This is a genomic window from Halopseudomonas phragmitis (assembly GCF_002056295.1).
GTDB lineage: Bacteria > Pseudomonadota > Gammaproteobacteria > Pseudomonadales > Pseudomonadaceae > Halopseudomonas > Halopseudomonas phragmitis.
Genome location: NZ_CP020100.1, coordinates 1,738,646 through 1,762,222 on the forward strand (window position 1 = coordinate 1,738,646; position 23,577 = coordinate 1,762,222).

Consider the following 23,577-nt stretch of genomic DNA (forward strand, 5'->3'; position numbering starts at 1 on the left):
GGGCGGTTCCTTGATCAAATGCAGGTTCGATGATCGTCACTATAGGGGTAAACTATCCGCCCGATACAGTGATTGAAATACCCAATCAACCCTTCGCTGCATTAATATGCGGGCTATCAAGATTCTGGAGAGTGTGTGGACATGCCGGTCAACTGTCAGACCCGCGATTTCACTGCTCCTGTGATTCCGTTTTGTGAGCGGTCATTTACGGGTTTCCCCTTGACCCGGCCGCTCCGTTTTATTTCAACACACCGTTGAACCGGTGCTTTGGAGGCTGCAATGTCCGATGTTCGTTATTCCCGGCTGATCATTCTGGGGTCAGGCCCTGCCGGTTACAGTGCTGCGGTCTATGCTGCCCGCGCCAACCTCAAGCCAGTGCTGATCACCGGCATGCAGATGGGCGGTCAGCTCACCACCACCACCGAGGTGGATAACTGGCCGGGTGACGTCGAAGGTCTGCAGGGACCGGATCTGATGGAGCGTATGCGCCAGCACGCCGAGCGTTTCGAGACTGAGATCCTCTTTGACCACATCAACAAGGTTGATCTGACCAAGCGGCCGTTCAGTCTCTGGGGTGACAGTGGTGAATACCAGTGCGACGCGCTGATCATTGCCACCGGCGCCTCGGCGCGCTACCTGGGTTTGCCCTCGGAAGAAGCGTTCATGGGCAAGGGGGTTTCAGCCTGCGCCACCTGTGACGGGTTCTTCTACCGCAATCAGGAAGTGGCTGTGGTCGGGGGTGGCAACACCGCGGTGGAAGAGGCGCTGTATCTGGCCAATATTGCCAAGAAGGTCACCCTGGTGCATCGCCGTGACAGCTTCCGGGCTGAGAAAATTCTGGTCGACAAGCTGATGGCGCGGGTCGCTGAGGGCAAGATTGAGCTCAAGCTCAATGCCACGCTGGATGAAGTGCTGGGTGATGATATGGGCGTGACCGGTATGCGCATCGCTCATAATGCCGGCGGCACCGAGGATATCGCCCTGGCAGGGGTGTTCATTGCCATTGGCCACACGCCGAACACCAGTCTGTTCGAAGGTCAGCTGGAGATGAATGACGGCTACCTGAAGATCAAGAGCGGCACCGAGGGCAACGCCACCGCGACCAATATCCCTGGGGTGTTTGCTGCCGGTGACGTGGCCGATCACGTGTACCGTCAGGCGATCACTTCGGCCGGTGCCGGTTGCATGGCGGCGCTGGATGCCGAGCGGTTCCTCGACGAGCAGTAAGGCTATCTTGCGCCAGTTGCGACAACCCCGCTGTGGCGGGGTTGTCGCGTTATGGCAGGCAGGAAAAATCGGCCACGGCGCGGCTAGGCTGTGGATCTGCTAAGAATTATGTATGGGTTGTGAAGAACTTTCAGGAAGGCCATCCGAACAGGCTGTTCAGATGGTGCCTCGGGGGAGAATCGAACTCCCACTCTGTCACCAGAAACGGATTTTGAATCCGCCGCGTCTACCAATTCCGCCACCGAGGCATGCGTCTAGCGCAAGCTGGCGCGGAGTATACGTAGCTGGCGGCGGGTAGGTCAATCCTGTTCGTGGCTGCATGCGTGCTTTTCCGCTACCATATGCCACCCTTTGCAACCGCCCGGATCTATCGCCTGCATGCGTGTCAGTGACTTTCATTTCGATTTGCCCGATCAACTGATCGCCCGGCACCCGCTGCCCGAGCGGCGGGCCAGCCGTTTGCTGTGTCTGGACGGCCCCAGTGGGGAGTTGGCGCATCGCCGGTTTGTCGATCTGCTGGATCTGCTGCAACCAGGTGATCTGCTGGTGTTCAATAACACTCGAGTGATTCCGGCGCGGCTGTTCGGCCACAAGGAGACCGGCGGTCAGTTGGAGATTCTGGTTGAGCGGCTGCTCGACAGCCGTCGGGTGCTGGCCCATGTGCGCTCAAGCAAATCGCCCAAGCCGGGCAGTCGCATTTTGATCGAGGGTGGGGCCCAGGCCTTGATGCAGGCGCGCCATGAAGCGCTGTTCGAGCTGGCGTTCGATGAGGACGTGTTGCCATTGCTGGAGCGGGTCGGGCACATGCCGTTGCCGCCCTATATCGACCGCCCGGATGAAACGGCTGACCGTGAGCGCTACCAGACCGTCTATGCCGAGAAGGCCGGTGCGGTGGCGGCGCCAACTGCCGGGCTGCATTTTGATCGCGAGCTGCTGGCGGCGATTGCAGCCAAAGGGGTGGAAAGTGCTCAGGTGACCCTGCACGTGGGTGCCGGGACTTTCCAGCCGGTAAGGGTCGAGCGCATTGAAGATCACCATATGCACAGCGAGTGGCTGGAGGTATCCGACGCGGTGGTTGCCGCAGTCGAGGCCTGCAAGGCTCGTGGTGGCAGGGTGGTTGCGGTAGGCACCACCAGCGTGCGTTCACTGGAAACCGCCGCGCAGAGTGGGCAGCTCAAGCCGTTCAGTGGTGACACCGACATTTTCCTATACCCCGGCAAGCCGTTCCATGTGGTTGATGCCTTGGTGACCAACTTCCACCTGCCGGAATCGACCCTGCTGATGCTGGTGTCAGCCTTTGCCGGTTATCCGCAGACCATGGCGGCCTATCAGGCGGCCGTGGCGCAGGAGTACCGTTTCTTCAGTTACGGGGATGCGATGTTCATTACCCGCAATCCGGCGCCGCTTGGCCCCGAGGATGTTTCATGAGTCACATGCAATTTGAACTGTTGGCGACCGACGGCAGGGCCCGGCGCGGACGCCTGACTTTTCCCCGTGGAGTGGTCGAGACTCCGGCGTTCATGCCAGTCGGCACCTATGGCACGGTCAAGGGCATGTTGCCCCGGGACATCGAGGCGATCGGTGCCCAGATCATTTTGGGCAATACCTTTCACCTGTGGCTGCGCCCGGGCACTGAGGTCATTCGCAAGCATGGTGATCTGCATGACTTCATGCAGTGGCAGGGCCCGATCCTGACCGATTCTGGCGGCTTTCAGGTGTTCAGCCTGGGAGCCATGCGCAAGATCAAGGAGGAGGGGGTGTACTTTTCCTCGCCGGTCAATGGTGCCAAAGTGTTCATGGGCCCGGAAGAGTCGATGCAGGTTCAGCGCGAGCTGGGGTCGGACATCGTGATGATCTTTGACGAGTGCACACCCTATCCGGCTGATCACGACACCGCCCGTCGCTCGATGGAACTGTCGCTGCGCTGGGCCCAGCGCTCGAAAAATGCCCATGAAGGTAATCCCTCGGCGCTGTTCGGTATCGTTCAGGGCGGGATGCACGAAGATTTGCGGCTGCGTTCGCTGGAGGGGCTGGAGCAGATTGGCTTCGACGGCCTGGCCATTGGCGGTCTGTCGGTCGGCGAGCCCAAGGAAGAGATGATCAAGGTGCTGGATTTTCTGCCGCCGCAACTGCCGGCCGACAAACCGCGCTACCTGATGGGCGTGGGCAAGCCGGAGGATCTGGTTGAAGGTGTGCGCCGCGGGGTAGACATGTTCGACTGCGTGATGCCGACTCGTAATGCGCGCAACGGCCACTTGTTCACCGATACCGGCGTGATCAAGATTCGCAATGCCGTGCACCGTCATGACGACTCGCCGCTGGATCCGGGCTGTGATTGCTATACCTGTCAGCATTTTTCCCGGGCTTATCTGCATCATCTGGACAAGTGTGGCGAGATGCTCGGCAGCATGCTCAACACCATTCACAATTTGCGACATTATCAACGGCTTATGGCCGGTTTGCGCAGTGCCATCCAACAGGGTACATTGAGCGACTTTGTGGATGACTTCTACGCTCGACTCGGCCTGCCGGTACCTCCCCTGGAGGCTTGAATAGTGCCCAGGAAGCCCCATTAACCCTTGCTTGCCGTTTTATATAACAGGAGTATCACATGAGCTTTTTCATCCCCAATGCCATGGCCCAGTCCGCAGGCGGTGCGCCGGCCGGTGGTGGTTTCGAGTGGATTTTTCTGATTGGTTTTCTGGTCATCTTTTATCTGATGATCTGGCGTCCGCAGGCCAAACGGGCCAAGGAACACAAGAACCTGATCGGCAGCCTGAACGTCGGTGATGAAGTAGTTACCGGTGGCGGCATCCTCGGCAAGGTCAAGAAAGTGACCGACGAGTTCGTAGTGCTGGAAGTAGGTGATGGCCAGGAGCTCAAATTCCAGAAAGGCGCTGTGGTTGCCGCGCTGCCCAAGGGCACTCTGAAAGCCATCTGATCTTCTCTGACTCCCAATCCGGGCGCCGCATGGCGCCCTGATCGTTATCAGGCCCCTGATATGCTCAATCGTTACCCGCTGTGGAAATACCTGTTAATCGTGGCCGTGCTGGCGCTCGGCCTGGTTTACGCCACACCCAATCTGTACCCGGATGATCCGGCGATCCAGATCTCCGGCGCCAGCTCCACCCAGACCATCGAACAGCGTGATCTGAATCGTATAGATCAGGCTTTGCGTGATGCCGGTATTGAAACCAAGGGTACCGAGTTAGGGCAGCAGAGCCGCTCCGGCCTGGTCCGCTTGGTCAATCGTGGCGATCAGCTGCCGGCCCAGGATGTGGTGCGCCGTGCTCTGGGAGATCAGTTCGTGGTGGCCCAGAACCTGGCACCCACTACGCCTGACTGGTTGATGAATATCGGGGCCGGGCCGATGAAGCTGGGTCTGGACCTGTCCGGTGGGGTGCACTTCCTGTTGGAAGTGGATATGGACAAAGCGGTCGAGAATCGGGTCAATGTCTACGAAAGCGAGCTGCGCAGCCTGCTGCGTAATGAGCGCATTCGCTACCGCAGCCTGCCGAATCAGGGCAATACCCTGCAGTTCGGTTTTACCGAAGCCGACCAGCTTAGCGCTGCCCAGCGCCTGATCAATCGTCAGTACAGCCAATTCCAGCTCTCCACCGGTACCCGTGAAGATCTTCAGGTATTGCGTCTGACCCTGACTGACGCCGAGATGACCGAGATTCGTGAGTATTCGGTGCGTCAGAACCTGACCACCGTGCGTAACCGGGTTAATGAGCTGGGCGTGGCCGAGCCGCTGGTGCAGCGTCAGGGTGCCAACCGCATCGTGGTTGAGCTGCCTGGGGTGCAAGATACTGCCGAGGCCAAGCGGATTCTCGGCAAGACCGCCAACCTCGAGTTCCGCCTGGCCGCCGAACCGGATGCTGCCCGGGCGACCATCGAAACCTTCGAATTCCGCGACGGCAGCCGCCCGCCGGCAGACGTTGAGCGCAGCATTATCCTGACCGGTGATCAGGTAACTGACGCCCAGTCCAATTTCGATGAGAATGGCCGCCCGCAGGTCAATATCCGTCTTGATGGGCACGGCGGGGAGCTGATGACCCGCGCCACCCGGACCAATGTCGGTCGTGGCATGGCGGTGCTGTTCATCGAGCAGCGCCAGATTACCCGAACCGTACAGCAGGAAGTTGACGGGGTGATGCAGACCGTTGAAGTCCCGGCGTTCGTCGAGGACAAGAGCATCATCAGTCTGGCCACCATTCAGAGCACGCTGGGCAACCAGTTCCGGATCACCGGCTTGAACTCGCCGGCCGAAGCCTCGGAACTGGCGTTGCTGCTGCGCGCTGGTGGCCTGGCGGCACCGATGTACTTTGTCGAAGAGCGGACCATTGGTCCGAGCCTGGGGGCCGAGAACATTGCCAAGGGGGTAACTGCTACCCAGGTCGGCTTTGCGCTGGTGCTGATCTTCATGATCGTCGTCTACCGTGCCTTTGGCGTCTTTGCCAGCATCGCTCTGAGTTTCAACCTGGTGCTGCTGCTGGCACTGATGTCGGTGCTGGGCGCCACGCTGACTCTGCCCGGTATCGCCGGTATCGTCTTGACCCTGGGGATGGCGGTCGACGCCAACGTGCTGATCTTCTCGCGTATCCGTGAGGAAATTCGCGCCGGCAACAGCATTCAGCGGGCTGTGCACGAAGGCTATGACAAGGCCTTCTCGGCGATCGTCGACGGTAACCTGACCACCCTGCTGGTGGGGGTGATCCTGTTCGCCATGGGCTCGGGGCCGGTCAAGGGTTTTGCCGTAACGCTGTCGTTGGGCATTCTGACTTCGATGTTCAGTGCCATTCTGGTTACCCGGGCCATGGTCAATCTCAGCGTCGGCGGTCGCGACGTGAAGAAGCTGTGGCTGTGAGGAGCGCATCATGAATATCAAAACCATCAATTTCATGGCGCTGCGCAAGTTCTTCTTCGTAGTCGCTGCCGTACTCATGCTGGTTTCGATCGGCAGCCTGGTGGTGAAGAACCTCAATCTGGGGTTGGACTTCACTGGTGGTGCGCTGATCGAGCTGAACTATGACGAGCCGGCGGACCTTGAGTCTATCCGCCAGACTCTGCGCGCAGCAGGCTGGGAAGATGCGGTAGTACAGAACTTCGGCGCCAGTACCGATGTGATCATACGTCTGGCCAGTGAGGATCCGAATCTGGGTAGTGAGATCGCCCGGATGATCCAGCGCGAAGACGCTGGCGAGGTCACTGTCAAACGGGTCGAGTTCATCGGGCCGCAGGTGGGTGAGGAACTGCGCGATCAGGGTGGTCTGGGGATGTTGTTGGCCATGGGCGGGATTCTGCTCTACGTGTCGCTGCGCTTCCAGATGAAGTTCGCAGTAGGGGCGATTGCCGCGCTGTTCCATGATGTGATCTTCACCCTGGGCTTTTTCGCCTTGTTCGGCCTGTCGTTTGACCTGACCGTGCTGGCGGCATTGCTGGCGGTGATTGGTTACTCGCTGAACGACACCATCGTGGTATTTGACCGGGTACGGGAAAACCTGCGGGTAATGCGCAAGGCCGATCTGATCGAGGTGATCAACGTCTCCACTACTCAGACCCTGGCCCGGACTCTGGCGACCTCGTTCTCGACCATTCTGGTGCTGCTGGCGCTGTTCTTCTTCGGTGGCGAGAACATCCATGGCTTCGCTACGGCGCTGTTGATCGGTGTGTGTGTCGGTACCTACTCATCGATCTTCGTTGCCAACGGCCTGTTGGTAACGATGAAGCTGACTCGCGAGGATCTGATTCCTCCACAGGTCGAGGAAGCGGTGGACGACCGGCCCTGAACAGGCCTTGGGTAAAAGCAAAAAAGCAGCCGAGAGGCTGCTTTTTTGCTTTGGGCGTCTGATATGAACGCCTAAGTATCTAAATTGATGGTTATTCAGATAAGCGGTTCAAGCTGGGAGGGTGCTGGCCGATAGGGCTAGAACATAGTGTACGAATCACCTTTGATAAGTGAGGTAGGCCATGTTCAGAAATTACTCCATTGCGTTGCGACTGGGAGGCAGTTTTGTGCTGATGGGGCTTATTGTGCTGGGGCTTGGGTTTTTGGCCTTTAAAAGTTTGTCTGAGCTGCGCCGAGATGCAGAGATTCTGGAGGCTGACCTCTTGCCGGGTACCCAGTTGATTGGGCAAATGAATCATAGCTTCATGCAGGTACGGTATTTTACATTGCGCAGTATTCTGGCTGAGACTGATCAACAAATAAGAGATTATGCGCGCCGGATCCAGCAGGCACGAGATGACGTGCAGCATGCCGGGCGAAATTTTGCTGCCTTGCCGGCAGGTGCTGAGGAGCGTCAGTTGTTTGAAAGCTTTCAGGCTGAACTCAATCGTTACATGCAGGCGCAGCAAGGTTTGATCGATATGCTTCTGGCTGATCGTCGTCCTGCTGCGTTGGTCGAGCTGGATAATGTTCTTGATCCGCTTGCACACAGGGTGTCACAAATATTACTGGACATTGTTGTGTTGAATTCTCAAGTGGCCGATGAGGCGGCAGTTCATGCGGATCAGGTTTACAGTCGCGCTCGGAATGTGATCATTGCTGCGGTGTTATTGGCAGCGTTTTTCACGGCTTTCCTGGCATGGGTGCTATCACAGGGAATTCTGAGGCCAATACGCTACGCGGTGTCTGCCAGTGAGGTAATTGCGCAAGGTGATCTTACCCGGCGCATTGAGTTCATTGGGAAGGATGAGGCTGCTCAGTTGCTGCGTTCAATTGCGTCCATGCAGCACCAGTTGCGCGAGACCATTGCGGGCATCGCTAACTCTTCCACTCAACTGGCTTCGGCAGCAGAGGAATTGAATGCGGTTACCGAGGATGCAACCCGTGGCTTGCAGCGACAGAATGACGAGGTGCAGCAGGCGGCGACGGCCGTAAATGAAATGACCGTTGCAGTGGAAGAGGTGGCTAGCAATGCGAACTCGACTTCGGATGAGTCGAAAAAAGCCACCCAAATCACAGAGCAAGGGCGCCAGCAAGTCAGCCAAACGCTGCAAGGCATTGATCAGTTGAGCAGTAATATCAATAGCTCGGCAGAAGAAGTTCAGGTCCTGGCCGACCGGGTACAGGACATCATCAAGGTGCTGGATGTAATTGGCGCCATCGCGGAACAGACCAATCTGCTAGCGCTGAATGCGGCTATCGAAGCTGCGAGGGCTGGCGAGGCTGGCCGCGGTTTTGCTGTGGTGGCCGATGAGGTGCGTGCCTTGGCGCACCGCACTCAGGCATCAACCAGCGAAATCGAAAACATGATTAGTCAAATCCAGCAGGTTACTGAGCGAGCGGTAGAAGCGATGCGGATCAGTCGGACCATGTCGGGCAAGACCCAAGAAATGGCAGGTGCTGCCGGTGAGGCTCTGCAGCACATTAGCGAAGCGATTGTGCAAATCAATGAGCGTAATCTGGTGATTGCCAGTGCGGCGGAAGAGCAGGCGCAGGTAGCTCGAGAGGTTGACCGGAACCTGGTTAATATTCGTGATCTTTCAACGCAATCTGCTGCCGGTGCTGAGCAGACCAGCAGTTCGAGCCGTGAGCTTTCCCGGCTAGCTGTGGAACTGAATGATCTGATTGGCCGTTTCCGGCTCTGAAGTGTAAAAATCCCCCCGCAACTGATTGGTTGTGGGGGGAGGAGGGTTCAGCGCTTCATCGCCGGGGTCAGGTGCGGCTGGATGGCTGTCAGGACGGCCTTGAAGCACTTGGGGTTGCCGGCGACGACATTGCCCTTGTCCAGGTAATGATGACCGCCGGTGAAGTCGCTGACCAGTCCGCCAGCTTCCTGGATCAGCAGGCTGCCGGCGGCCATGTCCCATTCGGCCAGGCCGAATTCCCAGAATGCGTCATAGCGACCGGCGGCGACGTAGGCCAGATCCAGGCTGGCGGCGCCACAGCGGCGCAGGCCGGCGGTCTGGCCAACCAGGCTGCGGAACATGCCCAGGTAGTTGTCCAGTGCATCAATTTGGTTGTCGCGGAATGGGAAGCCTGTGCCGAGCAGGGCGCCGTCCAGAGTCTTGCGGCTGCTCACGCGCAGACGCTTGCCGTTGAGTGCTGCGCCACGGCCGCGGCTGGCAGTAAACTCTTCCTGGCGAACCGGGTCGAGAACCACTGCATGTTCGATACGGCCCTTGATGCGACAGGCAATGCTGACGGCGAAATGCGGTACGCCGCGCAGGAAGTTGGTGGTGCCGTCGAGCGGATCGATGATCCAGACAATGTCGGCACCGTCGCCGCGGCCCGGCTGAAAGCCGGACTCTTCGGCGTGGATGCCGTGATCGGGATAGGCCTTGCGCAGATGTTGAATGATGGTTTGTTCGGCGGAACGGTCGACTTCCGACACGTAGTCGCGAGCATCCTTTTCGCTAACGGTGAGAACGTCCAGGCGATCCATGGAGCGGTAAATCAGTTCTCCCGCGCTGCGCGCGGCGCGCAGAGCGATATTCAGCATCGGCTGCATAGGGCTATCTCGAAATGTAAAGGAACGGGGAAAGCCGGTAAGTGTAGCAGAAAGCTCTGCGTACATGAATGGTCATCTGCCGCGTGCTTTTGTAAGATGCAGAGTTCCTTCCCTGCCTGGAGATCATCGTGCTCGACAACGTCCGCATTGTGCTGGTCAATACTAGTCACCCCGGCAACATTGGCGGCGCCGCCCGGGCCATGAAAAACATGGGCTTGAGTCAACTGGTGTTGGTTGATCCGGTGCGTTTTCCCGATCCGGAGGCACGGGCCAGGGCCTCGGGCGCCGATGACGTGCTTGAGCAGGCGCGCGTGGTGGCGACGCTGGAGGAGGCCATTGCCGATTGCGTTTTGGTGCTTGGCACCAGTGCCAGGGACAGGCGGATTCCGTGGCCGGTGCTGGATCCGCGCGAGTCAGCGGGCAGAGTGCTTGAGCAGTTGGGCGAGACGCCGGAGGCACCGGTGGCTCTGGTGTTCGGGCGCGAGGACTCGGGCCTGACCAGTGAAGAGTTGCAGCGCTGTCAGTATCATGTCCATATCCCTTCGGACCCGGCTTTCAGTTCGCTGAATCTGGCTGCCGCAGTTCAGGTGCTCAGCTATGAGCTGCGTATGCTGTGGCTGAGTGAGCAGGGGCAGCCGACCAAGATGCACAAGATCGAGACCACGGCGATCCATAACGAAATTCCGGCCACCGCAGAAGAGTTGGAAAAATTCTATGCTCATCTGGAGCAAGTGCTGGTTGAAATTGGCTTCCTCGACCCTCAGAAACCCAGGCAGTTGATGCCGCGTTTGCGTCGCTTGTATGGACGGGTGCAACTCAACCGGATGGAAATGAACATCCTGCGCGGTATCCTGACCGAAACCCAGAAAGCCATCGGCGCGCCTGCGGCCGGTGAGCGGAGACGTTGAACATGTTCAAGCGCATGAAGGAAGACATCGCTGGTGTATTTGACCGCGACCCGGCAGCACGCAACACCTTTGAGGTGCTGACCTGCTATCCCGGGCTGCATGCGGTCTGGCTGCACCGGATTGCGCATGCCTTGTGGACCCGTAATGCCCGGTTGTTGGCTCGCATGGTGTCGCATTTCGCCCGCTGGCTGACCGGCGTCGAGATTCATCCGGGCGCCCGGCTCGGGCGGCGTTTTTTCATCGACCACGGCATGGGCGTAGTGATTGGCGAAACGGCCGAGATCGGTGATGACGTCACCCTGTACCAGGGCGTAACCCTGGGCGGAACCAGTTGGAACAAGGGTAAGCGTCATCCGACGCTGGAAGATGGTGTGGTGGTGGGTGCCGGGGCCAAGGTGCTGGGGCCTTTTACCGTGGGAAAAGGCGCCAAGATTGGCTCCAATGCGGTGGTGACCAAGGCTGTGCCGGCTGGTGCCACAGCAGTGGGGATTCCTGGGCGGATCATTCTCAAGGAGCCGGACGAGCCGGTTGATGAACAAAGCGCCCGGCGCCAGGCCATGGCCGAGAAAATCGGTTTCGATGCCTATGGAGTCAGTCGCGACATGCCCGACCCGGTGGCCAAGGCAATTGGTCAACTGCTCGATCATCTGCATGCAGTCGATGGCCGGCTGGAGGGGATGTGCAAGGCGCTCAGCGACTTGGGTAGCGATTATTGTGGCAAGGATCTGCCGACCCTGGATGACCATGACTTTGAGCCGCTCAAGGACGATCAACCCGAGACTGTGCCGCCGTTGGCCGAGGATGCTGCGTCGTCCGAACGGCAGGGGTGAGTCATGATGATGCCGATTTATCTGGATTATGCTGCGACTACCCCGGTAGATCCGAGGGTGGCCGAGAAAATGCTGGCCTGCCTGACTCTGGATGGCAACTTCGCCAATCCGGCCTCACGCTCGCATATCTATGGCTGGAGAGCCGAGGAAGCTGTCGAGTTGGCCCGTCGACAGGTCGCCGATCTGGTCGGTGCTGATCCGCGCGAAATCGTCTGGACTTCTGGCGCTACCGAGTCGGACAACCTGGCGATCAAGGGCGTGGCCCATGCGCTAGTCGAGCGCGGTCGGCATATCGTGACCTCGGCAATCGAGCACAAGGCGGTGCTCGACAGTTGTCGTCAGCTTGAGCGCGAAGGCTTCGAGGTGAGCTATCTGAGCCCCGGTAGCGAGGGCGTCATCGAGCCGCAGCAATTGGCGGCGGCGCTGCGTGATGACACCATTCTGGTTTCGCTGATGCACGTCAACAACGAGATCGGCACCATCAACGACATTGCAGCGTTGGGGGCGGTGGCCCATGAGCGAGGGGTGCTGTTCCATGTCGATGCAGCGCAGTCCACCGGCAAGCTGCCGATCGATCTCAAGCGCCTGCCGGTTGACCTGATGTCGTTCAGTGCCCACAAAACTTATGGTCCCAAGGGCGTTGGTGCCTTGTTTGTCCGCCGTGGCTTGCCGCTGCGGCTGGAAGCACAAATTCATGGTGGCGGTCATGAGCGGGGGATGCGCTCGGGCACTTTGCCAACCCATCAGTTGGTCGGCATGGGTGAGGCTTTTGCCCTGGCTGGCCAGTTGATGGACGAAGAGTGTACGCGTATCAGTACCTTGCATGACCGGCTGCTGGCGGGGCTGGCCGGACTGGAGGGTGTCAGCCTCAACGGCAGTGCTGAGCGCCGGGTGCCGCACAATCTAAACCTGGGTTTTGCTGGCGTGGATGGCGAATTGCTGCTGTTGGCGCTCAAGGATCTGGCTCTGTCGACTGGCTCGGCCTGTACCTCGGCTTCGGTTGAGCCGTCCTACGTGCTGCGTGGTATCGGGGTTTCGGACCAGTTGGCGCACAGCTCGCTACGCCTGTCACTGGGGCGCTTTACCAGCGAGCAGGAGGTTGATCGCGCAGCAGAGATGCTGTGTGAGGTGGTCACGCGTTTGCGTGCCGGCAGTTGAGGTCGTCACGCTAGCCGGCAGCCCTGTTGTTGTGTGCTGCTGGCGGTGGAAATACCTGTATGCAAATCGCTTCGAGGCTCCGCTCGACGGCGGTTACGCTTTTGTAGTCAACCTGCGTATAATCCGCAGGTTAACAAGTTTACTTAACCCCCTTTGATCAAAAATCTGTCTGGAGTTTCCCATGGCTGTTGAACGCACCCTGTCCATTATCAAGCCCGATGCCGTTGCCAAGAACGTGATCGGTCAGATCGTCAGCCGCTTCGAGCAGGCCGGTCTGCGTGTCGTGGCTGCCAAGATGGTGCAGCTGTCCCAGTCCGACGCTGAAGGCTTCTACGCCGAGCATAAAGAGCGTCCGTTCTTCAAGGATCTGGTTGGCTTCATGACTTCCGGTCCGGTTGTTGTGCAGGTGCTGGAAGGCGAAGGTGCTGTACTGAAGAACCGCGAGCTGATGGGTGCCACCAACCCGAAAGAAGCCGCCGCCGGTACCATTCGTGCCGACTTCGCCGAGTCGATCGACGCCAACGCCGTACACGGCTCGGACTCGACCACTTCGGCTGCCCGTGAAGTGGCGTACTTCTTCGCCGAAACCGAGCTGTGCCCGCGTACTCGCTGAGCATCGCCCTCGACACTGATCAAGTGATGTGACCGCCATGACCGATGCAACCGGCAAAATTAATCTGCTGGGCCTGACCCAGCCGAAACTGGAGGCCTTCTTCGAGGAACTCGGAGAGAAACGCTTTCGCGCCGGCCAGGTGATGAAGTGGATCCATCACTTCGGTGTTGATGATTTCGACGAGATGACCAATCTCGGCAAGGCCTTGCGTGAAAAGCTCAAGGCCCGCGCCGAGATACGCGGCCCGGAAGTGGTCAGCGAGGACATCTCCAAGGATGGCACGCGCAAGTGGGTTGTGCGCGTGGCCTCCGGTAGCTGCGTGGAGACCGTGTATATCCCGCAGAACGGCCGTGGCACCCTGTGTGTGTCGTCGCAGGCTGGCTGCGCCCTGGATTGCAGCTTCTGCTCCACTGGCAAGCAAGGATTCAATAGCGATCTGACCGTGGCCGAGATCATTGGCCAGGTATGGATCGCCAACAAGTCGTTCGGTACCGTACCGGCCAAGATTGATCGGGCCATCACCAATGTGGTGATGATGGGCATGGGCGAGCCGCTGCTCAACTACGATAACGTCGTCGATGCCATGCGCATGATGATGGATGACCTGGGCTATGGCATTTCCAAGCGCAAGGTCACGCTGTCGACCTCCGGTGTTGTGCCGATGATCAACAAGCTGGCCGAAGACATTGATGTCTCTCTGGCGCTGTCACTGCATGCACCGAACAATGCGCTGCGTGACAAGCTGGTGCCGCTGAACAAGAAATATCCACTGGAAGTGCTGTTGCCTGCCTGCCAGAGCTATATCTCGCGGCTGGGCGAGAAGCGGGTGCTGACCATCGAGTACACCCTGCTCAAGGATGTCAACGATCAGCCTGAGCATGCCGAGCAGGTGATCGCCTTGCTGCGCGACATCCCCTGCAAGGTCAACCTGATCCCGTTCAACCCCTTTCCGTATTCGGGTTATGAACGGCCGAGCAACAATGCCATCCGGCGCTTCCAGGACATGCTTCACAAGGCTGGTTTCAACGTGACTGTGCGGACCACCCGTGGTGACGATATCGATGCCGCCTGTGGGCAACTGGTTGGCCAGGTGATGGACCGGACCCGACGTAGCGAGCGCTACATCGCGGTGCGACAGCTGGCTTCGGATGCCAGTGCTGAGCCTGGGCCAGTCAATCCCAGCCGTTAATCGACCAACGAGGAAGGATGTTGATGAAGACGTTGAAGATCGCAGGAGCCGTCATGCTGTTGGCGCTGGGTGGCTGTATGACCACCATGGACCAGCCACGCCGTGCTGTGGACTCCGAGGCCGCCCTTGACGCCTACATTCAGCTTGGCTTGGGTTATCTGCAGGAAGGCGAGACCGAGCGGGCCAAGGCTCCACTCAGTGAGGCTCTGAAGATCGATCCGCGTTCATCCTCGGCCAATATCGCTCTGGCGCTGGTGTTCCAGCAGGAAGGCGAGTACGACAGCGCAGAAAAGCATTTCCGTGCAGCGCTGGCCAGTGAGCCGGACAATCCCCGAGTGTTGAACAATTTCGGGGCTTTTTTGCTTGAGCGTGAGCGCTATGACGAGTCGCTGCAGTATCTGCAGCGGGCTGCCGAGAACCGTCTGTACGGTGAGCGTTCGCGAGTATTCGAAAACCTCGGGCTGGCCTACCTGCGTAAGGGTAACCGCGAGGCTGCCAAACAACACTTCGAGCGTTCGCTGCGCCTCAACAGCCGTCAGCCGATGGCGTTGCTGGAATTGTCACGGCTGGAGTTCGAAGACCAAAATTATGTGCCCGCCTGGGATCACTACCGTCGCTTCGTTCAGTTGTCCGGTCAGGATGCTTCGAGCCTGTGGCTCGGTATTCAACTGGCGCGTCGGTTCGAGGATCACAGCCGGGCCGCCAGCTATGCCCTGCAATTACGTCGCTTCTATCCGGCCAGTCCGGAGGCACAGGCGTTGCAGGCTTCGGAGACGCGATGAGCGTAGAGCACCTCCCTGATGAAGAGCCCCAGGCACCTGCCATTACGGTCAACCCGGGTGAGATTTTGCGTGCCGAGCGTGAAGCTCAGAACCTGAGCATTGCCCAGGTGGCTGAGGGGCTGCGGCTGTCCCGACGCATGGTTGAACACCTCGAAGCAGGTGAGTTCGATCGACTACCAGGTGACACCTTCTCTCGTGGTTATGTGCGGGCCTATGCCCGTTTGTTGTTGCTGGATCCAGCCCGCCTGGTACAGGAGTTTGATCGTTTCCGTGGAATCAAGACGCGCGAGCGTCAGGTCAGCGGCATCGGTCGGGTTCAGCATCCGCCCAGAGCGACGCGGCAGTTGATGCGCTGGAGCAGTATCGTGATTGTGCTGGTCCTATTGGTGTTGGCATTGCTGTGGTGGCAGGAGAAACGCAATCTGGCGCCACCGGCACCGGTCAGCGAATTGCCAGAGCGTTTGATTGAAGAGGTCCAGGTCGATGCCATGACTCTGCCGGAAGCTGTTAGCCCGGTACGTAGTCCGGCCATTGAACTGCTCGAGCGGGATGCGGCTGGGCAAGCTGCATCCAATAGTGCTGATGCAGAGGTTTTGGCAACTGAGCCTGCCTCTGATGCGGAGCCTGCGATCAATGCTCCCGCAGAGGTTGAACCCGTGGCCGCTGCGAATGGATTGCGGATGCGTTTTCGCGATAGTTGCTGGTTGCAGGTCAGCGCCCCCGGCGGTCAAGTACTGCACAGTGCACTGATGCAGGCCGGGCAGTCATTGGAACTGGCCCACAGCGGGCCGTTGGATCTGGTGATCGGCGCGGTCAATGCAGTCGAGTCGATCGAATTTCAGGGCCAGCCGGTCGATTTGTCGGCCACCAGTCAGTCGGGCGTGGCTCGCCTGCGGCTGGGCCAGTAAGAGGTTTCTTATGCACCACGAATCCCCCATCAAGCGCCGGGTGTCCCGGCAGATTCGCGTCGGTTCGGTGCTGGTCGGTGGTGATGCGCCAATTTCGGTGCAGAGCATGACCAATACCGAAACCTGCGATGTGGCGGCAACGGTCGACCAGATCCAGCGCCTGGAAGCTGTGGGAGCTGATATTGTGCGGGTCTCGGTGCCGAGCATGGAAGCCGCCGAAGCGTTCGGCCGCATTCGTCAGCAGGTCAATGTACCTCTGGTGGCCGATATCCATTTCGATTACAAAATCGCCCTCAAGGTGGCAGAGCTGGGTGTTGACTGCCTACGCATCAACCCCGGCAATATCGGTCGTGAGGACCGGGTGCGGGCGGTGGTCGATGCTGCGCGTCACCATGGTATTCCGATTCGCATTGGGGTCAACGCCGGTTCGCTGGAAAAGGATCTGCAGAAAAAATACGGTGAGCCGACGCCAGAGGCTTTGGTTGAGTCGGCGCTGCGGCATGTCGACCATCTCGACAAGCTGGATTTTCAGGACTTCAAGGTCAGCGTCAAGGCTTCAGACGTGTTCATGGCGGTTGGCGCCTACCGGCTGTTGGCCAGACAGATTGAACAGCCCCTGCACTTGGGGATCACTGAAGCCGGTGGTTTGCGCAGTGGTACAGTGAAATCATCGGTTGGGCTTGGCATGCTGTTGGCTGAGGGTATTGGTGACACCATTCGCATTTCCCTGGCCGCTGATCCGGTCGAGGAGATCCGTGTCGGCTTCGATATTCTCAAGTCGTTGCGGCTGCGCTCGCGTGGGATCAACTTCATTGCCTGCCCGAGTTGTTCGCGGCAGAACTTCGATGTGGTCAAGACCATGAATGAGCTGGAGTCGCGCCTGGAAGATGTGCTGGTGCCGCTCGATGTGGCGGTGATCGGCTGCGTGGTCAACGGTCCGGGCGAAGCCAAGGAGGTCGATATCGGCCTGACCGGCGGCAGCCCGAACAACCTGATTTATCGCGATGGCAGTCCCGATGGCAAGGTCGACAACGCCAATCTGGTCGATACCCTGGAAAAGATGATCCGCGACAAGGTCGCAGAAAAGCAGGCGCTGGACGCCAATACCATCGCCCGTGGCTGAGTGAAGGAAACAAGCATTGAAAACCCTGCAAGCCGTGCGCGGCATGAACGACATCCTGCCGGCCGACAGCGCCTTGTGGCAGTATCTGGAATCTTCTGTGGCCAAGCTGCTGGGCGGCTACGGCTACCAGCAGATTCGCCTGCCGATCGTCGAGTCGACCGAGTTGTTCAAGCGCTCGATTGGTGAAGTAACCGATATCGTTGAGAAGGAGATGTACACCTTTGCTGATCGCAATGGTGACTCCCTGACGCTGCGCCCCGAAGGGACTGCAGGCTGTGTGCGGGCCATGCTCGAGCACGGCCTGCTCGGCGGTGGGCTCAGCCACAAGGTCTGGTACACAGGGCCGATGTTTCGCCATGAGCGCCCGCAGAAAGGCCGTTACCGCCAATTCCACCAGATAGGGGTGGAAACTTTCAACCTTACCGGTCCGGATGTTGATGCCGAGCTGATCATTCTGTGCTGGCGGTTGTGGCAGCAACTGGGGCTGCGCGAGGCGGTAACCCTGGAGCTGAACAGTCTGGGCTCCAGCGAAGACCGAGCGCGCTACCGGGCCGATCTGGTGACCTATCTGCGCGAGCGCTTCGATCAGCTTGATGAAGACAGCCAGCGCCGCCTGGACAGCAATCCGCTGCGGATTCTCGACAGCAAGGTGGCTGCGACCCAGGCTCTGCTGGCCGATGCGCCAAAACTGGCCGACTACCTCAACGAGCAGGCTCGTGAACACTTTGCCGGGCTCAAGGCTCTGCTGGATGCGGCTGGTGTCCCCTACGTGGTCAACCCGAGGTTGGTGCGCGGGCTGGATTACTACGGTCTGACCGTGTTCGAATGGACCACCGACCGGCTGGGTGCCCAGGGTACGGTCTGTGCCGGTGGCCGTTACGACGGGCTGGTCGAGCAGCTCGGCGGCAAACCGGCTCCGGCGGTAGGCTTTGCCATGGGGGTTGAGCGGCTGCTGCTGTTGATCGAAACCCTTGGTAAGGTGCCGGCTGAACTGGCTCGTCAGGTCGATGTCTATCTGGTCACTTTGGGTGATCAGGCGGTACAGGCCGGTTTTGGCCTGGCTGAACAGTTGCGCGATGCCTTGCCTGATTTACGTCTGGTGGTGCATTGTGGCGGCGGCAGTTTTAAGAGTCAGTTCAAAAAAGCCGACAAGTCCGGTGCGCTCTATGCGCTGATTCTGGGGGAGAATGAAGCGGCTAGCCAGCAGGTCGGGCTTAAACCGCTGCGTAGCGACGCCGAGCAGGAGTTGCTGGACTGGCAGGCACTGCCGGCACGGCTGGATGAATTACTGTAAACGGGCCAACGGTCGATTGACCCGCGAAGGAGTGAAGCGTGACCTATCAAACAGAAGAAGAACAGGTAGAAAAGCTCAAGGAGTTGTGGAACAGGCACGGCATGCCTCTGTTGACCGGGGTAGTGCTGGCTCTGGCCGGGGTGTTCGGCTGGAATGGCTGGAACAACTACCAGTCAGCCCAGTCGGCCAATGCCTCGGCGCTTTATCAGTCCATGCTCGAAGCCGTGCTGGGTGATGAGTCGGTGCAGGCCCGGACCCGGGCGGCGGAGTTGGCCGAGCAACTGCGAAGCGACTACCCGAAAACCCGTTATGCCCAGTTCGCCGCGCTGATGCAAGCGCGCCTGGCGGTAGAGGCTGACGATTTTGCCGGGGCCGAAGCCTTGCTGCGCGAAGTGGTCGAGCGGCGTGGCGACGACACTCTGCAGGAAATTGCCCGCCAGCGCCTGGCTCGAGTTCTGGCTCAGCAGGAGCGGGCTGAGGAAGGCTTGGCGTTGTTTAATGGCACGGTCAGCGGCGAGCTGCTGGCAGGGCGTGAAGAGGTCCGTGGTGATCTGCTGCTGACCCTGGGGCGTCAAGCCGAGGCGCGCAGTGCCTACCAGGCCGCGCTTGAAGCGCTGGAAGATCCGCGCGCGCGTCCGCAACTGCAACTCAAGCTCGATGATCTGGCGGAGGAAGCCTAGTGAAACTGATGTCCCGGTATCTGGCAGTTGGTCTGTCGGCTCTGGTTCTGGCCGGGTGCGGTAGCTCCAGCAAGAAGGAATTGCCGCCTGCGCCGCTGGAAAAATTTACCGCCGAGGTCAGCCTGGAGCGTAGCTGGAAACGCAACATCGGTGTTGGCCAGGGCAAGCTGTACAACACCCTGACTCCCGCGTTGGATGGTCTGGCTTTGTATGCCGCCGATGCTCGTGGCCGGGTCGTTGCCATGGATCGTGATACCGGGTCGGTAAGCTGGCAGGTACGGCTCAAGGAACCACTGTCCGGGGCTGTTGGGGCCGGCGGTGGCCGGGTCATGGTCGGGACACTGGATGGTCAGGTGATCACCCTGGACGAAAACGACGGCAGCGAGTTGTGGCGCGCCCAGGTTTCCAGTGAAGTGCTGGCTCCGCCGCAAACCAACGGCGACGTGGTGGTGGTCCAGACCCAAGATGACAAACTGGTCGCGCTGGATATTTCCAGTGGTGATCAGCGCTGGATCTACGAAGCCAGTCTGCCGGTGTTGACCGTGCGCGGCACCAGTACTCCGGTCGTTAGCCTGCGCCAGGTCTACGCTGGACTGGCCAGTGGCCGGGTAGTATCTCTGGCAGCCGACAGCGGCATCCCGCTGTGGGAAGAGCGCATTGCTCAGCCCCAGGGCCGCTCGGAATTGGAGCGGATGGTCGATATCGATGGAGATCTGCTGCTGTCTGGTCAGAACCTTTACGTGGCCAGCTTTCAGGGCAACCTGGCGGCGCTGGATGCCGAGTCCGGTAATATGCGCTGGCAGCGTCCGGTGTCCAGCTATGTTGGCCCGGCGGCCGGGTTTGGCAGCGTTTATGTGAGTCACGCCAATGGCGTGGTTGAGGCGGTTGACCAGAATCGTGGCAACTCGCTCTGGCGCAATGAGAGCCTGATACGTCGTCAACTGACCGCACCGGTAGCGTTCAGTAGCTATGTTGCCGTGGCTGACTTCGAAGGCTACGTGCACTTGCTGGCCCAGACCGACGGCCGTTTGGTCGGTCGCATCCGGGTTGATCGCAAGGGCGTGCGGGTAGCGCCGATTGCTCTGGGCGACACCCTGTACGTCTTCGGTAACAGTGGCGATCTGGCTGCGCTGAAACTGAAATAGCCGAAAAGCGGTTATACTTCTCCGGCCGCTGCGTTTGTGCGCAGCGGCCGTTTTATTTGTTAGCGCCCACTGCGCACGGAGTAAACATGGTTCCTGTCATTGCCCTGGTCGGGCGTCCGAATGTCGGTAAATCGACCCTGTTCAATCGCCTGACCAAGAGTCGCGATGCCCTGGTGGCGGACTTCGCCGGGCTGACCCGTGACCGCAAGTACGGCGAGGCCAGTTGGCAGGGCAAGTCCTATATCGTGGTCGATACCGGTGGTATCAGTGGCGACGAGCAGGGCATTGATCAGGTCATGGCCGGTCAATCGCTGCAGGCCATCGAGGAAGCCGACGCGGTGCTGTTCATGGTCGATGCCCGGGCCGGGCGTACCGCCGCCGACGAGATGATCGCCGAGCACCTGCGCAAGCGTGACAAGCATACCTTCCTGATCGCCAACAAAATTGACGGTGCCGATCAGGATGCGATCCTCGGTGAGTTCGCCGCTCTTGGTCTGGGTCAGCCGATCCCGATTGCCGCAGCCCATGGGCGCAATATCAACCCGATGCTTGAAGCGGTGCTGGCTGATGGCGCGGCAGACGAGGAGCTGGAACTGGATGCCGATGGTCAGCCACTGCCGCGTGAGCGCAAGGTGGTCGAGCCGATCGGGACCAAGATCGCGGTGATTGGCCGGCCCAATGTCGGCAAGTCAACCCTGGTCAATCGCATGCTCGGTGAGGATCGGGTGGTGGTGTTCGATCAGGCCGGAACCACCCGCGACAGCATTTATATCCCCTATCACCGCCACGACAAGCCCTACACCCTGATCGATACCGCAGGGGTGCGCAAGCGTGGCAAGATTTTCGAGGCGATCGAGAAGTTCTCGGTGGTCAAGACACTGCAGGCGATTCAGGACGCCAACGTGGTGATCTTCGTGGTCGATGCCCGTGAAGGGATCGTCGAGCATGACCTCAATCTGCTGGGCTTTGTGCTGGATGCCGGGCGGGCGCTGGTGATTGCGGTCAACAAGTGGGACGGCTTGGCCGAGGAGCAGAAGGATTACGTCAAGACTGAGCTGCAGCGGCGGCTGATCTTCGCCCAGTTTGCCGACATTCACTTCATTTCCGCCCTGCACGGCAGTGGTGTGGGGCTGCTCTACAAATCGGTCGACCAGGCCTTTGCCAGTGCCATGACCAAGGTTCCGACCCGGCGCATGACCGAGATTCTCGAAGATGCCGTCACCGAGCACCAGCCGCCGATGGTCAACGGGCGGCGGATCAAGCTGCGTTACGCTCACCTGGGCGGTTCCAACCCGCCGATTATCGTAATCCACGGTAACCAGGTAGACAGCGTGCCGCGCTCCTATACCCGTTATCTGGAGAACACCTACCGCAAGGTGTTGAAGATGGTCGGCACGCCGCTACGGGTCGAGTACAAGAGCAGCGACAACCCCTACGCCGAGCGCAAGAACACCCTGACCGAGCGTCAGGTCAACAAGAAGCGCCGGTTGATGAGTCACCACAAGAAGGCCAAGAAAAAGAGCAAGGACAAGCGCTGACCGAACGCAGGCCGCACCTGGCTTATCAGCCGGAGCGGCCTATTGGTTTCTAGGCCGCCTGTTCATCGGCGCTGCGCAGGGCCCGATTGAGGGCGCTGAGCAGGGCGCGGAAGCTGGCCGTGGTCAGATTCTCGTCGATACCGATCCCGTGCAGCGGACGCTGACCGTCCAGACGCAACTCGATATAAGCCGCCGCCTTGGCGTTGGTACCCGAGCCAATCGCGTGCTCATGATAGTCCATCACCTCAACCTGGACCGGCAGGGCGGCCACCAGCGCCTCCAGCGGACCCTTGCCGATGCCGCGCCAATGCAGGGTTTCACCATGACTGAGTACTTCGATATCTACCGCCGAAGTGCCGTTCTCTTCCTGCAGACGGTGACGAATCAGTGCATAGGGCGTGGTCGCCTGCAGATATTCACGGTCGAGCAGTTCATGAATCTGTAAGGCGGTCATCTCCAGGCCCAGACGGTCGGTCTCACCCTGGACCACTTGGCTGAATTCGATCTGCAGACGACGTGGCAGACTGATCCCGTATTCCTGCTCAAGCAGGTAAGTAATGCCGCCCTTGCCGGACTGGCTGTTGACCCGGATCACCGCCTCGTAGCTGCGGCCAATATCGGCCGGATCGATAGGCAGGTAGGGGACTTCCCAGATGCCGTTCGGATCCTGCTGGACGAAACCCTTGCGGATCGCATCCTGGTGCGACCCGGAAAAGGCAGTGTGAACCAGATCGCCGACATAGGGATGACGTGGGTGCACTGGCAACTGGTTGCACTCTTCAACCACCTTGCGCACCGCGTCGATGTCGGAGAAGTCCAACCCCGGGTGCAGGCCCTGGGTGTACATGTTCAGCGCCAGGGTTACCAGGTCGACATTACCGGTGCGCTCGCCATTGCCGAACAGGCAGCCTTCGACCCGGTCGGCACCGGCCAGCAGGCCCAGTTCGGTGGCGGCTACACCGGTGCCACGGTCGTTGTGGGTGTGCAGGCTGATCAACACGCTGTCGCGGCGGCTGATATGGCGGCAGAACCACTCGATCTGGTCGGCGTAGATGTTCGGGGTGGCAACTTCCACGGTGGCCGGCAGGTTGAGGATCACCTTGTGCTCAGGCGTCGGTTGCCAGACACCCAGCACGGCGTCACAGACTTCAACGGCAAACTCCAGTTCGGTGGAGGTAAAAATCTCCGGCGAGTACTGGAAGATCCACTCGGTCTCGGGCTGCTGCGCCGCCAACTCGCGGATGCGCTTGGCAGCATTTACCGCAATGGCGACCACGCCAGCCTTGTCCTGATTGAAGACGATGCGCCGGAAGCTCGGTGCGGTGGCGTTGTAGACATGCACAATTGCCCGTTTGGCACCGCGCAGTGACTCAAAGGTACGGGTAATCAGGTCGTCGCGGGCCTGGGTCAGAACCTGGATGGTTACATCGTCAGGAATATGACCATCTTCAATCAGGGTGCGGACGAAGTCGAAGTCGGTTTGAGAGGCTGACGGAAAGGCCACTTCGATCTGCTTGACTCCAACCTTGACCAACGTCTGAAAGAACCGCAGTTTCTTGGCCGGGTCCATCGGTTCGATCAGCGACTGGTTACCGTCGCGCAGATCCGAACTGCACCAGACAGGCACTTCGGTGATGGTCTTCGACGGCCAGGTACGGTCGGGGATGTCGACCGGCTGGAACGCACGGTATTTGCTGGACGGGTCTGTGAGCATGGTCATGGC

Annotated in this window: 21 protein-coding genes and 1 tRNA gene; 19 read left to right on the top strand and 3 right to left on the bottom strand. The window is 59.6% G+C overall.

Features of this window, described 5'->3' with window-relative positions:
* Window positions 1-279: 279 nt before the first annotated feature.
* Entirely contained in the window at window positions 280-1,227 is a 948-nt protein-coding gene (gene trxB / locus BVH74_RS07995) for a thioredoxin-disulfide reductase (protein ID WP_080049548.1), read from the top strand.
* 161 nt (window positions 1,228-1,388) lie between these two features.
* Here trxB and BVH74_RS08000 read toward each other — a convergent pair.
* A tRNA-Leu gene (locus BVH74_RS08000) sits at window positions 1,389-1,475 on the bottom strand.
* Window positions 1,476-1,605: 130 nt separating this feature from the next.
* Between BVH74_RS08000 and queA the strand changes: the two genes are divergently transcribed.
* The 6 genes from queA to BVH74_RS08030 all read left to right on the top strand — a co-directional run bounded on the left by queA (window position 1,606) and on the right by BVH74_RS08030 (window position 8,823).
* Entirely contained in the window at window positions 1,606-2,655 is a 1,050-nt protein-coding gene (gene queA, locus BVH74_RS08005) for a tRNA preQ1(34) S-adenosylmethionine ribosyltransferase-isomerase QueA (protein ID WP_080049549.1), read from the top strand.
* A gap of 5 nt (window positions 2,656-2,660) precedes the next feature.
* Window positions 2,661-3,779: a tRNA guanosine(34) transglycosylase Tgt gene (gene tgt / locus BVH74_RS08010; RefSeq protein WP_080051665.1), complete on the top strand. Its 1,119-nt coding sequence runs from the start codon at window positions 2,661-2,663 to the stop codon at window positions 3,777-3,779.
* A 59-nt stretch (window positions 3,780-3,838) separates the two neighbouring features.
* Window positions 3,839-4,168 (top strand): preprotein translocase subunit YajC, encoded by a 330-nt coding sequence (gene yajC / locus BVH74_RS08015; protein ID WP_080049550.1) that lies wholly within the window; start codon window positions 3,839-3,841, stop codon window positions 4,166-4,168.
* Window positions 4,169-4,228: 60 nt separating this feature from the next.
* Entirely contained in the window at window positions 4,229-6,097 is a 1,869-nt protein-coding gene (gene secD, locus BVH74_RS08020) for a protein translocase subunit SecD (protein WP_080049551.1), read from the top strand.
* A 10-nt stretch (window positions 6,098-6,107) separates the two neighbouring features.
* Window positions 6,108-7,019 carry a protein translocase subunit SecF gene (secF, locus tag BVH74_RS08025; RefSeq protein WP_080049552.1) on the top strand — a complete coding sequence of 304 codons (912 nt, stop codon included), beginning with the start codon at window positions 6,108-6,110 and terminating at the stop codon, window positions 7,017-7,019.
* Window positions 7,020-7,200: 181 nt separating this feature from the next.
* On the top strand, window positions 7,201-8,823 hold the full coding sequence (locus BVH74_RS08030; RefSeq protein ID WP_080049553.1) for a methyl-accepting chemotaxis protein: 1,623 nt from the start codon (window positions 7,201-7,203) through the stop codon (window positions 8,821-8,823).
* A gap of 47 nt (window positions 8,824-8,870) precedes the next feature.
* Here BVH74_RS08030 and suhB read toward each other — a convergent pair whose 3' ends face one another.
* Entirely contained in the window at window positions 8,871-9,686 is an 816-nt protein-coding gene (gene suhB / locus BVH74_RS08035; RefSeq protein WP_080049554.1) for an inositol-1-monophosphatase, read from the bottom strand.
* A gap of 125 nt (window positions 9,687-9,811) precedes the next feature.
* Here suhB and trmJ point away from each other — a divergent pair, with 125 nt between their 5' ends.
* The 12 genes from trmJ (at window position 9,812) to der (ending at window position 21,854) form a co-directional block, all read left to right on the top strand.
* Entirely contained in the window at window positions 9,812-10,594 is a 783-nt protein-coding gene (trmJ, locus tag BVH74_RS08040; RefSeq protein WP_080049555.1) for a tRNA (cytosine(32)/uridine(32)-2'-O)-methyltransferase TrmJ, read from the top strand.
* A gap of 2 nt (window positions 10,595-10,596) precedes the next feature.
* Window positions 10,597-11,424: a serine O-acetyltransferase gene (gene cysE, locus BVH74_RS08045; RefSeq protein ID WP_080049556.1), complete on the top strand. Its 828-nt coding sequence runs from the start codon at window positions 10,597-10,599 to the stop codon at window positions 11,422-11,424.
* Window positions 11,425-11,427: 3 nt separating this feature from the next.
* Window positions 11,428-12,582, top strand: coding sequence for an IscS subfamily cysteine desulfurase (locus BVH74_RS08050; RefSeq protein ID WP_080049557.1), 1,155 nt, complete (start codon window positions 11,428-11,430; stop codon window positions 12,580-12,582).
* Between the two features lie 181 nt (window positions 12,583-12,763).
* Complete coding sequence (gene ndk, locus BVH74_RS08055; RefSeq protein WP_080049558.1) at window positions 12,764-13,195, top strand: nucleoside-diphosphate kinase; 432 nt, start codon at window positions 12,764-12,766, stop codon at window positions 13,193-13,195.
* A 37-nt stretch (window positions 13,196-13,232) separates the two neighbouring features.
* A complete protein-coding gene (gene rlmN, locus BVH74_RS08060; RefSeq protein WP_080049559.1) occupies window positions 13,233-14,384 on the top strand; it encodes a dual-specificity RNA methyltransferase RlmN in 1,152 nt (383 codons plus the stop codon).
* 23 nt (window positions 14,385-14,407) lie between these two features.
* Window positions 14,408-15,166 carry a type IV pilus biogenesis/stability protein PilW gene (pilW, locus tag BVH74_RS08065; protein WP_231705581.1) on the top strand — a complete coding sequence of 253 codons (759 nt, stop codon included), beginning with the start codon at window positions 14,408-14,410 and terminating at the stop codon, window positions 15,164-15,166.
* Entirely contained in the window at window positions 15,163-16,074 is a 912-nt protein-coding gene (locus BVH74_RS08070; protein WP_080049561.1) for a RodZ domain-containing protein, read from the top strand. The genes pilW and BVH74_RS08070 overlap by 4 nt, the downstream gene beginning before the upstream one ends.
* Window positions 16,075-16,084: 10 nt before the next feature.
* Complete coding sequence (ispG, locus tag BVH74_RS08075) at window positions 16,085-17,197, top strand: flavodoxin-dependent (E)-4-hydroxy-3-methylbut-2-enyl-diphosphate synthase (RefSeq protein ID WP_080049562.1); 1,113 nt, start codon at window positions 16,085-16,087, stop codon at window positions 17,195-17,197.
* Between the two features lie 16 nt (window positions 17,198-17,213).
* Window positions 17,214-18,491 (top strand): histidine--tRNA ligase, encoded by a 1,278-nt coding sequence (hisS, locus tag BVH74_RS08080; RefSeq protein WP_269434109.1) that lies wholly within the window; start codon window positions 17,214-17,216, stop codon window positions 18,489-18,491.
* A gap of 38 nt (window positions 18,492-18,529) precedes the next feature.
* Window positions 18,530-19,171 carry a YfgM family protein gene (locus BVH74_RS08085; protein WP_080049563.1) on the top strand — a complete coding sequence of 214 codons (642 nt, stop codon included), beginning with the start codon at window positions 18,530-18,532 and terminating at the stop codon, window positions 19,169-19,171.
* Between the two features lie 8 nt (window positions 19,172-19,179).
* Entirely contained in the window at window positions 19,180-20,316 is a 1,137-nt protein-coding gene (bamB, locus tag BVH74_RS08090) for an outer membrane protein assembly factor BamB (protein WP_080051667.1), read from the top strand.
* An 86-nt stretch (window positions 20,317-20,402) separates the two neighbouring features.
* On the top strand, window positions 20,403-21,854 hold the full coding sequence (gene der / locus BVH74_RS08095) for a ribosome biogenesis GTPase Der (RefSeq protein WP_080049564.1): 1,452 nt from the start codon (window positions 20,403-20,405) through the stop codon (window positions 21,852-21,854).
* Window positions 21,855-21,903: 49 nt separating this feature from the next.
* On the opposite strand, the gene leuA is transcribed toward der, so the two are convergent.
* Entirely contained in the window at window positions 21,904-23,574 is a 1,671-nt protein-coding gene (gene leuA / locus BVH74_RS08100) for a 2-isopropylmalate synthase (RefSeq protein ID WP_080049565.1), read from the bottom strand.
* Window positions 23,575-23,577 lie beyond the last annotated feature (3 nt).

Excerpts from the sequence above, each read along its gene's own strand:
- trxB (WP_080049548.1), top strand. The coding sequence starts at position 280 with ATGTCCGATGTTCGTTATTCCCGGCTGATCATTCTGGGGTCAGGCCCT.
- queA (WP_080049549.1), top strand. The coding sequence starts at position 1,606 with ATGCGTGTCAGTGACTTTCATTTCGATTTGCCCGATCAACTGATCGCC.
- tgt (WP_080051665.1), top strand. The coding sequence starts at position 2,661 with ATGCAATTTGAACTGTTGGCGACCGACGGCAGGGCCCGGCGCGGACGC.
- yajC (WP_080049550.1), top strand. The coding sequence starts at position 3,839 with ATGAGCTTTTTCATCCCCAATGCCATGGCCCAGTCCGCAGGCGGTGCG.
- secD (WP_080049551.1), top strand. The coding sequence starts at position 4,229 with ATGCTCAATCGTTACCCGCTGTGGAAATACCTGTTAATCGTGGCCGTG.
- secF (WP_080049552.1), top strand. The coding sequence starts at position 6,108 with ATGAATATCAAAACCATCAATTTCATGGCGCTGCGCAAGTTCTTCTTC.
- BVH74_RS08030 (WP_080049553.1), top strand. The coding sequence starts at position 7,201 with ATGTTCAGAAATTACTCCATTGCGTTGCGACTGGGAGGCAGTTTTGTG.
- suhB (WP_080049554.1), bottom strand. The coding sequence starts at position 9,686 with ATGCAGCCGATGCTGAATATCGCTCTGCGCGCCGCGCGCAGCGCGGGA.
- cysE (WP_080049556.1), top strand. The coding sequence starts at position 10,597 with ATGTTCAAGCGCATGAAGGAAGACATCGCTGGTGTATTTGACCGCGAC.
- BVH74_RS08050 (WP_080049557.1), top strand. The coding sequence starts at position 11,428 with ATGATGATGCCGATTTATCTGGATTATGCTGCGACTACCCCGGTAGAT.
- ndk (WP_080049558.1), top strand. The coding sequence starts at position 12,764 with ATGGCTGTTGAACGCACCCTGTCCATTATCAAGCCCGATGCCGTTGCC.
- rlmN (WP_080049559.1), top strand. The coding sequence starts at position 13,233 with ATGACCGATGCAACCGGCAAAATTAATCTGCTGGGCCTGACCCAGCCG.
- pilW (WP_231705581.1), top strand. The coding sequence starts at position 14,408 with ATGAAGACGTTGAAGATCGCAGGAGCCGTCATGCTGTTGGCGCTGGGT.
- BVH74_RS08070 (WP_080049561.1), top strand. The coding sequence starts at position 15,163 with ATGAGCGTAGAGCACCTCCCTGATGAAGAGCCCCAGGCACCTGCCATT.
- ispG (WP_080049562.1), top strand. The coding sequence starts at position 16,085 with ATGCACCACGAATCCCCCATCAAGCGCCGGGTGTCCCGGCAGATTCGC.
- bamB (WP_080051667.1), top strand. The coding sequence starts at position 19,180 with ATGTCCCGGTATCTGGCAGTTGGTCTGTCGGCTCTGGTTCTGGCCGGG.
- der (WP_080049564.1), top strand. The coding sequence starts at position 20,403 with ATGGTTCCTGTCATTGCCCTGGTCGGGCGTCCGAATGTCGGTAAATCG.
- leuA (WP_080049565.1), bottom strand. The coding sequence starts at position 23,574 with ATGACCATGCTCACAGACCCGTCCAGCAAATACCGTGCGTTCCAGCCG.